Source organism: Vibrio sp. 970 (assembly GCF_033339075.1).
Genome location: NZ_JAWOTW010000003.1, coordinates 113,858 through 128,011, shown reverse-complemented (window position 1 = coordinate 128,011; position 14,154 = coordinate 113,858). Strand labels below are relative to the sequence as shown.

Annotated in this window: 13 protein-coding genes; 5 read left to right on the top strand and 8 right to left on the bottom strand. The window is 43.3% G+C overall.

The window, feature by feature from the left end; genetic code table 11:
- Positions 1 to 2: 2 nt before the first annotated feature.
- From R7Q11_RS05455 to R7Q11_RS05440, 4 genes are all read right to left on the bottom strand, one after another.
- A complete protein-coding gene (locus R7Q11_RS05455) occupies positions 3 to 254 on the bottom strand; it encodes a hypothetical protein (protein WP_017634167.1) in 252 nt (83 codons plus the stop codon).
- Positions 238 to 1,947: an SgrR family transcriptional regulator gene (locus R7Q11_RS05450; RefSeq protein ID WP_005386283.1), complete on the bottom strand. Its 1,710-nt coding sequence runs from the start codon at positions 1,945 to 1,947 to the stop codon at positions 238 to 240. The genes R7Q11_RS05455 and R7Q11_RS05450 overlap by 17 nt, the downstream gene beginning before the upstream one ends.
- Positions 1,948 to 2,026: 79 nt before the next feature.
- Positions 2,027 to 2,260 (bottom strand): DUF3389 domain-containing protein, encoded by a 234-nt coding sequence (locus R7Q11_RS05445; protein WP_005386281.1) that lies wholly within the window; start codon positions 2,258 to 2,260, stop codon positions 2,027 to 2,029.
- Positions 2,261 to 2,266: 6 nt separating this feature from the next.
- Positions 2,267 to 2,701 (bottom strand): hotdog fold thioesterase, encoded by a 435-nt coding sequence (locus R7Q11_RS05440; RefSeq protein ID WP_005376340.1) that lies wholly within the window; start codon positions 2,699 to 2,701, stop codon positions 2,267 to 2,269.
- 201 nt (positions 2,702 to 2,902) lie between these two features.
- On the opposite strand from R7Q11_RS05440, the gene R7Q11_RS05435 reads away from it, so the two are divergent.
- Positions 2,903 to 3,691 carry a M48 family metallopeptidase gene (locus R7Q11_RS05435; protein ID WP_017634168.1) on the top strand — a complete coding sequence of 263 codons (789 nt, stop codon included), beginning with the start codon at positions 2,903 to 2,905 and terminating at the stop codon, positions 3,689 to 3,691.
- Positions 3,692 to 3,766: 75 nt separating this feature from the next.
- Here the strand turns inward: R7Q11_RS05435 and R7Q11_RS05430 are convergent, their stop codons facing one another.
- Entirely contained in the window at positions 3,767 to 4,795 is a 1,029-nt protein-coding gene (locus R7Q11_RS05430) for a site-2 protease family protein (RefSeq protein WP_042520855.1), read from the bottom strand.
- A gap of 422 nt (positions 4,796 to 5,217) precedes the next feature.
- On the opposite strand from R7Q11_RS05430, the gene R7Q11_RS05425 reads away from it, so the two are divergent.
- The 4 genes from R7Q11_RS05425 to R7Q11_RS05410 all read left to right on the top strand — a co-directional run bounded on the left by R7Q11_RS05425 (position 5,218) and on the right by R7Q11_RS05410 (position 10,075).
- Entirely contained in the window at positions 5,218 to 6,453 is a 1,236-nt protein-coding gene (locus R7Q11_RS05425) for an outer membrane protein transport protein (RefSeq protein WP_042520853.1), read from the top strand.
- A gap of 20 nt (positions 6,454 to 6,473) precedes the next feature.
- Complete coding sequence (locus R7Q11_RS05420; RefSeq protein ID WP_042520851.1) at positions 6,474 to 8,882, top strand: VolA/Pla-1 family phospholipase; 2,409 nt, start codon at positions 6,474 to 6,476, stop codon at positions 8,880 to 8,882.
- 136 nt (positions 8,883 to 9,018) lie between these two features.
- The gene (locus R7Q11_RS05415; RefSeq protein ID WP_225466259.1) at positions 9,019 to 9,228 is read left to right on the top strand and encodes a YgdI/YgdR family lipoprotein; all 210 of its coding nucleotides are present in this window, start codon (positions 9,019 to 9,021) and stop codon (positions 9,226 to 9,228) included.
- Between the two features lie 289 nt (positions 9,229 to 9,517).
- The gene (locus R7Q11_RS05410; protein ID WP_005376350.1) at positions 9,518 to 10,075 is read left to right on the top strand and encodes a PhnA domain-containing protein; all 558 of its coding nucleotides are present in this window, start codon (positions 9,518 to 9,520) and stop codon (positions 10,073 to 10,075) included.
- A 184-nt stretch (positions 10,076 to 10,259) separates the two neighbouring features.
- Here R7Q11_RS05410 and R7Q11_RS05405 read toward each other — a convergent pair whose 3' ends face one another.
- The 3 genes from R7Q11_RS05405 to R7Q11_RS05395 form a co-directional block, all read right to left on the bottom strand.
- Complete coding sequence (locus tag R7Q11_RS05405) at positions 10,260 to 10,451, bottom strand: hypothetical protein (protein WP_005376351.1); 192 nt, start codon at positions 10,449 to 10,451, stop codon at positions 10,260 to 10,262.
- Between the two features lie 279 nt (positions 10,452 to 10,730).
- A complete protein-coding gene (locus tag R7Q11_RS05400) occupies positions 10,731 to 11,750 on the bottom strand; it encodes a TerC/Alx family metal homeostasis membrane protein (RefSeq protein ID WP_225466258.1) in 1,020 nt (339 codons plus the stop codon).
- A 622-nt stretch (positions 11,751 to 12,372) separates the two neighbouring features.
- Positions 12,373 to 14,115 (bottom strand): bifunctional metallophosphatase/5'-nucleotidase, encoded by a 1,743-nt coding sequence (locus tag R7Q11_RS05395; protein WP_005376363.1) that lies wholly within the window; start codon positions 14,113 to 14,115, stop codon positions 12,373 to 12,375.
- Positions 14,116 to 14,154: the final 39 nt, after the last annotated feature.

The window sequence follows — 14,154 nt, the reverse complement described above, 5'->3', positions numbered from 1 at the left end:
CATTATTTCATTGTCACTTTGCCGCCAATCATTTTGTAAGCGGGGGTTCCTCTTACTAAAGTATCTCTTGCAAACTCTTGTCCGCAAGCGGGGCAAATACATGGGGTTTGTGTGAAATCGTCAACAATGCGCTCTTTGAAGCATTTAACCAGTGCGCCTTTCCCGCCTTTACGGTACTTAAATAGTTGAGTTTTACACTTTGAGCAATAGATATCGACGGTTTTCGTCGGCTGCTTCTTATTCGGTTTCGCCATGGTTACTTTCTATATCCGGTTTGACCCATACATTATTAAAATCAAACCAACCTAAGGCATTACACTTTGCATTTTGTAACGCACCGCTGTGGTCTTTATTCACGCCTAGCCAACAGTGAAACATAGGAATCACCTGACAGCTTTTTACTAACTGTCGTCCTAGCTCACGCGCAGGAAAGTCTGTGTGCATCCCAGCACGCCATTGATCGACAAGTTTAGCCCATTCACTAAAATCGTAACCTGAACTGAACTTCTCAATATCACTGTAATCCAGGAGCCAGCCCGCCAACGCGTCATTTCGGTTCGTTGCAATGCCCATAGCTTTCACCCAGATATCCACTTCCTCCGGTGCGGGCGGTTGAGAATCATAACGAATAAACTCAACCTCTATACCGTGCGGTTTTAAGAGTGTCTTGATGGCCTTGGCAACTACTGGAAACATCGGATGCTTTTTCTGATACGCTACGGAAATTACCTTATTAGCCTGTGGTACGCTGCCCGCTTCTGCTGGCCTAAGATCAATCCAACCGGGCTTAAGGCCAAAGGCTTGCAATACTCCCAGTTCCATCACTTTATCTTGTGGGACATGCGCGTAAATCTGGTGACTGTTGAGGGTTTGCGAGAGGAACTCTGCCCAACGTGGATCTTTTGCAATCCCAGTGTTTTTGTTTAGTAATAGGAATGTACAGCCAGGGTCCAGCTCGACTTCATCGGATGAACCTTGTTTATCCATCTTCGGCTTTGACAGGCTTGGATAAACCATTGAAGAATAGGCTTCATCGATTACCCACACCTCCACTTGGTCAAGTAAAGGGCGAAAACCAAAGTAGCCATCAAAAGCAGTCAAAATAAGACGCTTATCATCATTCATTTTAACTTGGAACGGCCCTGTCCCTATCGGTTGTCTATCAAAGCTTTCAGAACGCAAAGCACTCGGTAGCAAAATTTTTGCTTGCGACTCACTCAGAGCCAGAGGCAGGTAGCGATCAGGACGGACGAGCTCAATATCAACGGTCCACTCTTGTGGTGAAGACACCCGCTTTATGTGAGAAAACAAGTTCAAGCCATTTAACGCAAGCACACTTTCAAGAACACAACTGGTTGTTAACGGTTCACCATTATGAAAGCGTACTCCACGACGAAGATAAAAACGCCAATGAGTATCAGAAATTGCTTCCCACGTGTGGGCTAAATCTGGTTGAAGTTGTTCATTTTCATCAAGGCGAGTGAGTCCGCTAAAAATTTGTCTGGCGATGTGCTGTTCAGAACGCCGCATCGGTTTCTGCGGGTTTAACATCGACAATGGTCGATAATAAGGCAAACGCACGACCTGCTCGCCCTGTCGATGCTGAAGCCCTAAATAACCTTGGATAACCTGCGTCAATCGTGCCGCATCGTTATCAAGCGCATCTAGAGCCTGACCGATTTTCCCTTCATCGAGATAACGCCTGGCGAGGTTTTCGCTGACGTCGCTTCGATTACGTTTAAAAACGAGTTTCGAAAGTTTTCCTCGACCCGCTGCCGGATGCCACTCAATCCAGCCCTCTTCTTCAAGTTTATTTAGAACAATACGAGCATTACGACGTGTACAAAACAACGCTTCCGTGATGTCTTCGAGCTGAACGTCCGTATCGTGACCGGAAAATTTTTCAAACAGTGTTTCGAACTGAACACGTAAACGAGGGCTACTCATAAAGAGGAAATTCTTATCTTGTTGTCGATAAGCTAAGTTTCCTCATTTTTTCCAAAAAGTGCAAACATCACACTATAAATTATTGAATATCGATACCAATTTCTCGCGAAAGTTCAGCCAGTTGTACCTCGTTGTCCAGCTTGATAGACCATTTGCACTCTGCTCCATGAGATAAAACAACGTTCGCTCCTCTACCCAGCAGCTGAATTGCATCGGTTTGCGCTTGCAAGGTTACCATTGCACTGCCGGAGAGCTTAATCACTATTTCACGCTGGGTTGCAATGATTTTTCCTAATGAAAACTCAATCACCATCTTAGTTTATACCGACTTTGTTTTGTGTTGTTTCACAGCGATGGTCAAGCGACTGGTACACACTAAACGGCCTCGCTCATCAGTGATATCGATTTGCCACACTTGCGTTGAAATACCCAGATGAAGCGGTTTTGCCGTACCAATCACATGACCACTTCGCATGGCTCGCACATGGTTCGCGTTAATATCTAAACCGACGCAGTAGCTGCCCTCATCGACAGAGAAGTTTGCAGCCAATGAGCCTAATGTTTCTGCGAGCACGACTGATGCACCACCGTGAAGCATTCCTAAAGGTTGATGAGTAAAGCTGCATACGGGCATGGTTGCTGTAAGGGAGTCGTCAGTGAAATCTGTATATTTAATTTGTAGGTGCTCGATCAGGGTATTTTTTGACGTGGCATTCAGAATCTCTATGCTTACGGGCTTTTTCCATATACTCATTGTTTTACTCTTAGTTTCACAAACTGGTTTGTTAGGTTGTAACGATGTGCTAAGAAGCTAGCATAGACGCTACCTGGGCATAACTTCAAGACGTAACATCTCACCTTATTTATTAATCAGATGAATAACTTGATCCATGCATCATGTTACTATTTGGGTATATACTATTGCTTCAAAACAAAAAATTAAATGGAGCCTGTTATGAAGGTATGGATGAAAGCCTCTGCTCTTTTAACTATCGCGGGTTTAACAGCGTGTAGCGCATCACCGACGGGTCGCAACCAGATCCTGATGTTTTCAGATCAGGAAATGTCATCGCTTGGCGCTAAATCTTTCGAACAAATGAAGAAAGATATCCCAATCAGCAAAGATCGCAAAACGAATGCCTACGTTCAATGCGTTGCCAAACACATCACTGACACCATTCCCGCTCAATCTGGATTTAAAGACTGGGAAGTCGTTGTTTTTGATAGTGAACAAGTCAATGCGTTTGCTCTACCAGGTGGGAAGATCGGCGTGTATACCGGGCTTTTAGATGTCGCGAAAAACCAAGATCAGTTGGCAACAGTCATTGGTCACGAAGTCGCTCACGTCCTCGCTGACCACAGTAATGAACGTCTCTCACAAAGTCAGTTAGCAAATGCAGGGTTGTCTCTAGCAAACGTTGCCATTGGCGCTTCCGAGTACAAACAGTATCAACAAATGACGATGGCGGCACTTGGTGTCGGTGTTCAATACGGTGTTATCTTGCCATACGGTCGTACTCAGGAATCCGAGGCTGATATTGTCGGGCTGGAATTCATGGCAAAAGCAGGTTTCGACCCACGTCAAAGTGTCGATTTATGGAAAAATATGAGTGCTGCATCAGGTGGTTCTCAACCACCTGAATTCTTCTCAACCCACCCATCGCACAGTACGCGCATTAAAGATTTACAAGCAACCATAAATAAGCTGCCTGCGTATAACGCGAAAGCACCAAGATGTGGCTAATTCATTGCTACTATCGTCTACTACTTAAGCTTGCCAAATAAAAAAGCTCCCTAGGGAGCTTTTTAATGATTCTAATCAAGTGCCCAATATCTGTAGCGGCAAACTTAACAAACTATCTCCGAGAGTGGCAAAGTACCAGATGATAGAAACAAAACCTCCGACAGAGACCAAGTACCAAGCAAGTGAAAATAGTTGCCCATAACGGGTTAATGGCAATAAATGGCTTTGATGTCGAGCTCTCCATTCCATCACCACTTCCAACATTCCCATTAACAATAAAAACCCTAGCAACGTCAGACCGAAATAGTAACTGATAAAAATGCCTAATAAAGCGGTCGCAATACTGCCAACTAACCCGACCCAAGTATTCATTGAGAAGGTAATACTTTTGAGCACATGGCCACCATCTAATGGTAAAATAGGCAGCAGATTAAATAGGTTTAGCAAGGCGTTAAACACAGCAAGCCCAGCGAAGATCACCTCACCAGTCATCCAATAAAGCAAAGTAAAAACAACACTAAGTACTAAACCGAAAAATGGTCCCATGATTGAGATAACCACATCCTGCCAGCGCGTGTTTATCTTTTCGTCACTTAGCGCCAAACCACCTAGGAATGGAATCAAATAGATCCCTTTGGTCTTCATTCCAAAATACTTCATCGCTCTAATGTGACCATATTCATGAAAAACCAAACAAGCGATCAACGCTAGCGCGAATTCGATGGAAAATAGCCAAGAATATGCAGCGAGACTTGCAGACGCTAACGCCACTTTAATAACTTTCGCACTTTTAAGTGCTTTCATCCCAAGAGATACGAGGCCTATTACACTTAAACGCTTTTCGGATGGTGGCGTAACTTCTGGCACTTGGCGCTCGATGTCTTTTTCATTTCGACAACCTTCGTTGACGAGCTCACCGTTAATTGTGACCTTGTAACTCAATTCAAACGGTTGCCATGTTAAAGAACACTCTAAATGACAGTTCAGGATTTCCTCACCCGCAGAGAGCTTAAACTGGTGTAGACAAGTCTCTGCGGTATTGTCACTGGCATCGATTTGAGACACCAACGTATTATCCCAATATAACTGCTGCCACCCAGCCATTGATCCTTCGAGCCTTAGCGAACGACCTAAAAATTCAACATTCAGTAATTCCAATGCGGTTCCTATTGCGTCTATTGAATAACTACATAGCGAGCGCGAATTATGCCTGTGAAGTGAAGAAACAGCAAAGCGAGCTATCTCTTGATTTGATCGTTATTTAACTATAAAGCTCGCAAAACAATTCTGGTCGTACCATTCTCTTCAAAAATATAACGATAATACATGCCCTTACAAGCCATCGTTTGACCTATGCATCATATTTAAAACGCAAAATACGCTCAAACTTTGACAAGTTATTAAACATACAATTAACATTACATTTACATCACCGTTGTATTTCGCGTATTAACAATTGGTGTAAGTACCACACAACAATTACAAGGACTTCGGTCCAGCATTATGACACCCTAGGAGGGTCAAGGATGAACAAGAAGCACTGCTCTCTGCTTACAATTTCAATATTGTTTGCGTGTAATGCCCACTCAGCGGGCTTCCAGGTAGCTGAACATTCGGCATCTGGTCTTGGTCGAGCATTTTCAGGGGAAGGGGCTGTCGCAGATAATGCAAGCGTCCTTGCTCGTAACCCTGCAGCAATGACACTTTTCAAAGAAGCTCAATTTTCGGGCGCGTTATCTATCATCGACCCTGAAGTCGATGTATACGACACTGTAAACAATGAACACGCGAAAGATGTCGCCCCTTTACAGATCGTGCCAGCAGGTTATTACATCAGCCCTATCAATGATAACTGGGCTTGGGGTATCGGTATGTTCACAACATACGGTGTTGCTACTGACTATCCAAATGATATTTCCGCTGGTGATATGGCGGGTGACACTTCCCTACTTTCAGTAAACATCAACCCTAATGTCGCTTACCGTATCAACGAGTCTTTCAGTGTCGGTGGTGGTATCAACCTAGTATACGCTGAAGCAGAGCTGACTCGCCACAAAGGCGCACTTGCCGGAATTTTAGGTGGTAATAAGTCCGATAACCTTGTCGGCATGGAAGGTGAAACTTTCGCTTGGGGTTGGAATGTCGGCGCTTTATTTGAGCTAAATGAAAACAACCGTTTTGGCTTTGGCTACCGCTCTAAGGTTGATCTAGATTTTGATGACGGTGAGTTTAGTAGTTACGACTCTGGTCGAGCTTCATCACCAAAAGTTGATGGCCGTTTAAAAATTTCTCTCCCTTCAATTATCGAATTATCGGCTTTCCATCAACTGAATGAACAATGGGCTGTACATTACGGCTGGCAACAAACCGACTGGAGCACATTTAAAGAACTAAAAGCGACCAGTAACGAATGTAATGACGGAGTATGTTTCTTTAAACCTGAGAAATATGAAGACAACAATCGCTACTCCGTTGGTGCAACTTACATACTTAATACAGACTGGACATTCCGTGCAGGCTTTGCGTACGACGAACAAGCAGGTGAAGCAACATTGAGTATCCCTGACAGTGACCGTTTTTGGTACAGCGCGGGCCTAACTTACGCAATGAATGAGAATTTAACTTTCGATGCAGGCTTTGCACTTGTTAAGAGTAAATCAGGCTCTTTCACTGAGAAAAATGCTCTGGGTGAAGAGATTAAGTTTGACTCAGAAGGTACTGCTTACATCAGCGCGGTACAGATGAACTACACCTTCAAATAATGGGATTACGGAGTAAACCAATGAAACACACGTTTAAATTATCAATGCTTTGTTCTGCAATCCTTCTTGCTGGTTGTGGTGATGATACCTCCAGCTCTGGTACTTCCGACAAAGTTCAATTTGAAGATGAAGTCCAAGCATTGCTTGATCGCGAAACATCCATCAGTTTTACGCTTCAAGGAGCGAACGCAGATGTACCGGCACCGTCTTACTTATTAATGGACACAAGCGATGGTACGCTTGGTCTGCCAACTGATGGCGATGATGCTTTAACCAACCCTAGAGCCTCAATGAACACGATGGATGGATGGTCAACGTCTATGCCAATCGTTCTTAACTTCAACGGCGACGGTTTTGCAACGGGCATGCTGTCGTCTGGTGTTAAAGTCATCAAGATTAACCAACGCTTAACCGAGTGGGACGGTAAATCTAACCCAATCGAAGAGGTACTCGTTCAGAATCAGGACTACGTAGTTCAAGCAAAAGGTAGCTCTCTATACATCCAGTTCTTGGCTGCACTTGATGAGTCAAGCGAGTACATTTTTGCGGTTACACAAGATGTTACTGACGTGAATGGTGAGCCAATTGGTACATCAGCCAGTTATGCGACAGGTAAATCGAAAGAAATCGTTTATGAAACTGGCGACCTTGCTTCTGTTCAAGCAGTCACTCAGGCGGTTGAAGGCATTTTTGGTCTAGCTCAAGTTAATCCTAACGACATCGTTTACTCCTCATGGTTCAGTACCCAGTCTGTAGGTGATACGTTAGCGGCAGTCAAAGGAGTAACCGCTACTGGTTTTTCTACTGGCGCAAACACACTAAATACCGTTTACAAAAATGACTCAAACGAAGGTTCAGTAGACTTATCAACGGCCTACACAATAACGCTCGGTGAAACCCAAGACTTTAGCACTGCGCTAGACTCTGACGATGACTTTAGTAAATACATTAGCGATCTAGACGCAGCTAAAACGGCAATTAAAGGCCTTTACATGCAATCAGGTGCCGATGTAAGCGTGACACAAGGTGTGGTAAGACTGCCTCATTACTTGGAAAAAGGCGCAAGCTGGAACATGCAACCAATGGTATCTGCGATGCCAAGCCTAGCGAAGCTAAGCGCAGCATTAGCGGATCCGAACGAGCAAGCAAACATGGTTCAGCAGCTATCAACAGGCGTTTTTGCAAATGATCCTGTTGATGTGACAAAGCTTGCTACAGATCCTACAGAGCAGCTAAAACTTGTTGGAGCTAAGCTTACTCTTACCGATGGTACCCAGCTTGATAGTGAGCGTATTATTACTCGCTACTCGCCTGTTCCCGTAGTGAAATCGGTTGAAGATGTCGAAGTACTGGTCTTCACACCTAAATCTGGCGTCGCGACAGACGTTGTGATTTATCAACACGGCATCACCTCAGCGAAAGAGAATGCGTACGCGTTCGCGTTCAATATGGTAAAAGCAGGTGTGGCAGTTATCGCTATTGACTTACCTATTCATGGTACGCGCAGCTTAGATGAACAACGTTCCGCAAATGCGAATGTACTGGCTTATCTAAATCTTTCCAACTTAGCCGTTGCGCGTGACAACCTACGTCAGAGTGTTCTGGATGTGTTAGGTTTGCGCGCTAGCTTAGTAGTATCTGCTCAAGGCGGTCTTTTTGCTGGAGGTCCTCTGCAAGGCTTCAACCCAATGACGGGTTCAAAAGTCAAAATGCTAGGTCATTCACTTGGCGGTATTGTAGCTACATCTGCCGTCGCAGCAGCAAACAATACACTGGGCAGCCCTTCTGCGGATGCGCTGTACACCTTTAGTTCTGCATCAGTACAGAACTCTGGTGGACAAATTGGTAATTTGTTACTGGGTTCAGACAATTACGGCCCTCAGATCAAACATAACCTCGCTTATGCAGCATCAAAAGACTATGCGAATTACGCTGATGCATCATGTGCGGATCTAGAAGATAAAACATGTTACGAAGCTTTTGAGGCTGCGGCAACGGAAGCTCAAGTAGCAGCGCTAGAAGCAGGTTTCTCACAATTTATCTATGCAGCACAGACTACACTAGACACTGTCGATCCGTTCACAAACGCTTCAGATTTAGTGGCATCTGGTTCGCTAACGACACCATTCTTTATGACAGAAGTGGATGGCGATAGCACAGTACCAAACAGTGTTCCAAATGCACCATTCGCGGGTACTGAACCGCTTGCTAATAAGCTAGGGTTGAAGACTGTGAACAGTACGGACACTGATGTGAATGCAACTGCGAGCTTTGTACAGTTTAATGCTACTGCATCGCACAGTACTTTTGCTTCGCCAAATGGCACTCTGTCTGATATTGATCATCATGTAGAGATGCAGATGGAAAACACTGACTTCTTAATGGATGACGCACTAACAGGTGTCACTAACACTTCTGTTTTGAAGTAATCGCAACACCCTTCCTACCAAAGCCCAGTTTCTACTGGGCTTTTTCATTTCAATTGTATTCAAACCCACTCATATTTCCTCTGCTATAGTTAAATCGATGTCTTTGCCTAACTCACTTGTTTAAAAGGAAAACTCTATGCGCATATTGACTGTTATTGCCACTGTATTACTTCTTGCTGCATGCGGAAGTAGCCAATATCTGATGTCGACAAATGAAGGGAAAATTATTACCTCTTACGGTAAACCAGACCTGAACGAGGAAACGGGTATGTACGAGTATGAAGACATGGATGGTAAAGAAATGAGCATTTCAAAAGAGCAAATTGTCCAGATTGTCGAACGTTAACGACAGGCCCTCTGTAAATTAGAGGGCTATGTTCTAGCCACCCTCTCTCTACATTTACTTCTTTTAGGCTTGTAATCGTTGTAGAAATTGACACAACCAATTCATAAGCCAAAACAATCAATAGTGTCTTTTATACTTCCGTATTATTTATTTAGCGAATATTTTACATCTTCACCTTAATCAGGTTGGAGTATTGTAAAATCTAGTCTTTAATTCGCTAACACCCTTTTATTTCTCAGGATAAAGTGGATAATACCGCCACAAAATAACATTACTAAGGTGAGTCCTTATGTCTATTGAAGCTACTCTGCTTGCGCGCTGCGAGTCAAAATGTGAACTGTGTTCTTCTGAATCTCAACTAACTGCATACGCTGTCCCACCTCACGGTAATGTGACGGTTGATACTGCCATCATGGTTTGTGATAAGTGTCTGGGTGAGATCGATGAGCCAAAAGACATTAACCACTGGCGTTGTCTAAACGAAAGCATGTGGAGCCAGGTTCCTGCTGTACAAGTGACTGCATGGCGCCAACTCACTCGCCTAAACACAGAAAGCTGGGCTCAAGATGCTCTTGACATGATGTACATGGAAGAAGAGCAAATGAACTGGGCAATGAAAGGGATGTCTGCTGACGATAAAACGGTTGACTGTAACGGCACTGAACTTAAGAAAGGTGACGATGTAACAGTAATTAAAGACCTACCAGTAAAAGGCACTAACCAAGTAATCAAACAAGGTACAGTGATTCGTGGTATTAGCCTTGGCGATGATCCAAAGCTAGTTTCGGGTAAGGCAAATGGTGGTCAGTCGATGTACGTGATCGCAGAATACTGCCGCAAGAAGTAATATTTCACTTCAGTCATGTCAAAACGGGGCACCAATGGTGCCCCGTTTTTCTATACAACACTTAATCTACTATCATGTCTACCTCCTCTAGAGTGTTTCTTTTCTAGGGCGTAGGTTGAGTAGGCATGTTTTACAAATAAAAAATACCGGCTCATAGGCCGGTATTTCTTACACTATTTCAATATTAACGGTACATACCGATGTCTTTTTGAATATGTGCTGACAAGTCTTCTGCGTAGTAACTGCGTGGCGCAGTGTTATCTACAAATAGAATGTCCAGTAAGTGAGCAATCAGTCCTTTGAAGTTAACCGCGTAGGTTTTCTTATCCATAGAGGTTGGTAAAGCTACATTTGTCATTTGCATTGCTTGTGCCATGATTGCCTCTCTTTAAAAGCAGTAGTCTGTTTAGTTGGTTGTATATTAGTCAGTTTCTTATTGTTTAAGAAATGACAAATTTTACCCATTCAAATTAGAATTTCTAATAAAACAAACTCATTACAAAACTCGAAAATACAAATGAATAATAACGGCATAAATAATCACAATTGCTGCAATTACATTGAATAACTGAACATTACCTGCATAACCGCCCCTTAAGAAACAACATATATTTAACAATATTTTTCGTTATTTCTTTTGATTTTAGTGCTTACTTTATATTTTTTGATTAGTAATATTAACGCTAGTTTGACGCTTCGCTTTATTTTTTAGGAGTGATGCCACCACTGCCGATGTCATCACAACAACTAAAAATGTGAGAGACCATGTTGTCGGAATCTCATATTCTGTTCCAACCAATAGCATTTTTACCCCGATAAACATCATGATTACTGATAATGCTGGTTTTAAGTATACAAACTTGTCTAACATTGCTTGAAGAACAAAGTACAGCGATCGTAAACCCAATAATGCAAATACGTTCGCGGCTAAGACTAAAAATGGCTCTCGCGTTACCGCGAATATAGCTGGTATAGAATCCAACGCAAACATAACGTCCATTAGTGCAATGACACCAACAACGATCAGCATCGGTGTTGCCACCCACTTACCAGCTTGCTTTAAGATTAAGTGATTTCCTTGGTAGTCATCTGTAACTGGCAATACCTTTCGAATCAACTGCTCCGGATATGGATTAACTTCTTCTGCTTCGCCTTTGTCGCGAGCTAGCTTAACACCTGTCCAAATAAGGAAAGCAGCAAATAAGTACAATACCCAGTGATACTGTGCAAGTAACTGAGCACCAACCGCAATCATGACAGCGCGTAAAACTAGCGCACCTATCACCCCCCAAAGCAATGCTCTCGGACGCAAATGCTCCGGCACACTGTATTGTGCAAAGATGATGGCAAACACAAACAAGTTATCAACGCTTAACGACTTCTCTAGTAAGTAACCAGTTAAGAATGAAATCGTTGCTTTGTCGTTCGTATAAGCGCTATGTGGCGCGTAAAAGTCCCAGAATAAATAAATAGAACCTGCAAAAACAAAGGCAAGCAAGAACCAAAAAACACTCCAAACGATGGCTTTTTTCATCGTGATAGCGCCACCACGTGTTTGATAGATATCAAGCGTAACAAGAACAAGGGTAAATAAACCAAAAGCACCATACATCGCTAATGATTCTTGAAGAGGCACCGATTGGCTCAATTGGGTGGTATTTTCGATAAGAGACATATTTCCTCCCATGGCGGAAGGACTTCGTTTGGTGACCTTCCGCATACAATAACAACCAACAGCCACATAACGATTATGTGCTGCTAGTCAATGAATGCGTTGGTCTCGTTGAAGTGTTGATGTGAATGAACCACGTAACACCTTTACTTACCGGATAAGCTGATGCTTAACGAGATGACGATAAGTAAACTTGCGCTAACTACTCCCCAAACGCCGACATAATAACGCCGAGCGTCAGGCTTTCCAACAAAAAAGCCTTGTCTTATCGAAATAAAATTCTTATCAAAAATCAGGAAGCACTATAAAAAGAAAGAAATGGATTCAACCACCTGAACTTTAGTAAACAGACAAAAAGCAGCAAATGGATCAAGACAAACTCTTCATTGGTTAGAGCCCTAACGGGGAAGATAGATACAAAAAAGGAGCATTACTGCTCCCTTTTGTAACATCCACATTCTTAGCAATTCAAAAGCCGCTTAGAGGCACAAAGTAGACCAGTGTTGACCAAATTGCGATCCAGGCAACCACGACTGCCGTATCTGCCCAATCTTTATTCCACATACTGCGATCCTCATCAACCCATGTAGTAAGTGGAGAGCAGCAAAATCAATACCAGTATCTATTATCGACGTCGCTTTGTGTAAAGTTTGTGACTTTGATTCAAACAGTTTGGCTCATCGGTCAGGAGTTCAATAAAACAATCAGCCATGGACAAACTGGTCACACGTCCTTCTCCTTTCATCTCCTGCAATGCGTCGTACCCCTCTTTCCCTTTCATCGTATAGGCAGAAGAAGTCCCTCGATACCAAACATCATCTTGAACACCAACCCATTGTTTGCCATCAAAAATCACTAATGATTGAACTCTTTCACCTTTTGGGGCATCTGCGTGGTACTCGAAGTTTAAATTGTAAGTGTACGGATAACTGCCAGATCCAGTGCCTTCTACGCCATTGTTGAGTGCATTATTTATCGCGCCTTCAAGTGCACGGCGAATAGCGCTGCCTTTTACATCGTAAAAGCCGATAGGAACGGCAAAAGGCAACAGCCGTCCGGCAATGTCTGCCACTGTAATGTTGCCAGGGTTCAAAGAGGTTCGCACGCCACCCGCATTATGAATTGCAAATTGAACGTCATATCCACGTTTGTTTAAACAGTGCAGAAATGATCGGGCAACGGAGGAAGCCAACTCACTCTCACCAAATTCATCGGGAATTCTCACATGACGCTTTTTGGTGTCAACACTAGCAATGACTTGTGACTGTAACTGCCTGACCTGAGGAATATATTTATCGCTCAGGATCGCTTGAGTTTCCGGGTGTTTCTTACAAACCACGACATTCGGTTGACCATGGATGAAGTCGCACGCGGTTTCGAATACACCTTGGTCGAGCTGTTGGTTTAGCGTCGAGTCCCAAAAAATACGTCGACCAAGCAACAGTTCATTTTGTCCACTCAACATCGTTGCTTTACCGTGTTCATCAAACTCAATGACGCAGTGCCCCATTGTCAAAGCATGGAAACCCGCTTGCACCACATAGGTATCATTAATTTTGATACCGTAGGGATCGTCTTGTCCTAACCCTATTGATGAAAAATCACCTTGCAACCGGTGGCTGTGTCCACCAACAATTATACCAATACCTGCGACTTGCTCAGCTAACTCTAAATCACCTTCATAACCTAAGTGGCTCAGAAGAATAATATTTTTTATACCTGATGAATGGATTTGTTTTACGGTCGCCTTGGCGGTTTCAATTGCTGAGTGAAAAGGCGTGTCTGCATCAGGGTTTGCGATGTCGCTCATTTTATCTATAGATAATCCGAAAATCGCGACCCGCTCACCATGGAATTCTTTAACAATGTATTGAGCGCTCTGTGTATCCGGTTGGTAACTATATACATCCTTGCAATCACTGATACGGTGAGGTTTTTTAAGTGATTCATTGGATAAATCCCAGTTGCCAGCAAGCAATGGGAACTGAGTACGTTGGCAAAACAATGCAACTGGCTCATTCCCCATATCTAATTCATGGTTACCTAACGCCATTGCATCAATCTTTAATGCGTTCAATAAGTCGGCATTGGCTTTGCCTTTAAATAGTGAGAAATACAGCGTGCCTTGGAAGCAATCTCCGGCATGGAGGAACAACATCCCATGACCTTGGCGCTGAGCATCATCTCTTAACTGCTCGACTCTGGTTGCGATACGAGAAAAGCCGCCAGCACTGACATAGGGTTCTAGCGTGAGTTCATTGTTTATCTTAAGCTTTAACTGTAATGACGTTGGTTCAAAGTAGGAATGTGTGTCATTGATGTGTGCCAGTTTGATTCTCACTGGCTTATGATTGTTATTCATCTTCATCTTCTCTTTTTTCATTCCTTATAATAATAAGAAGTGAAT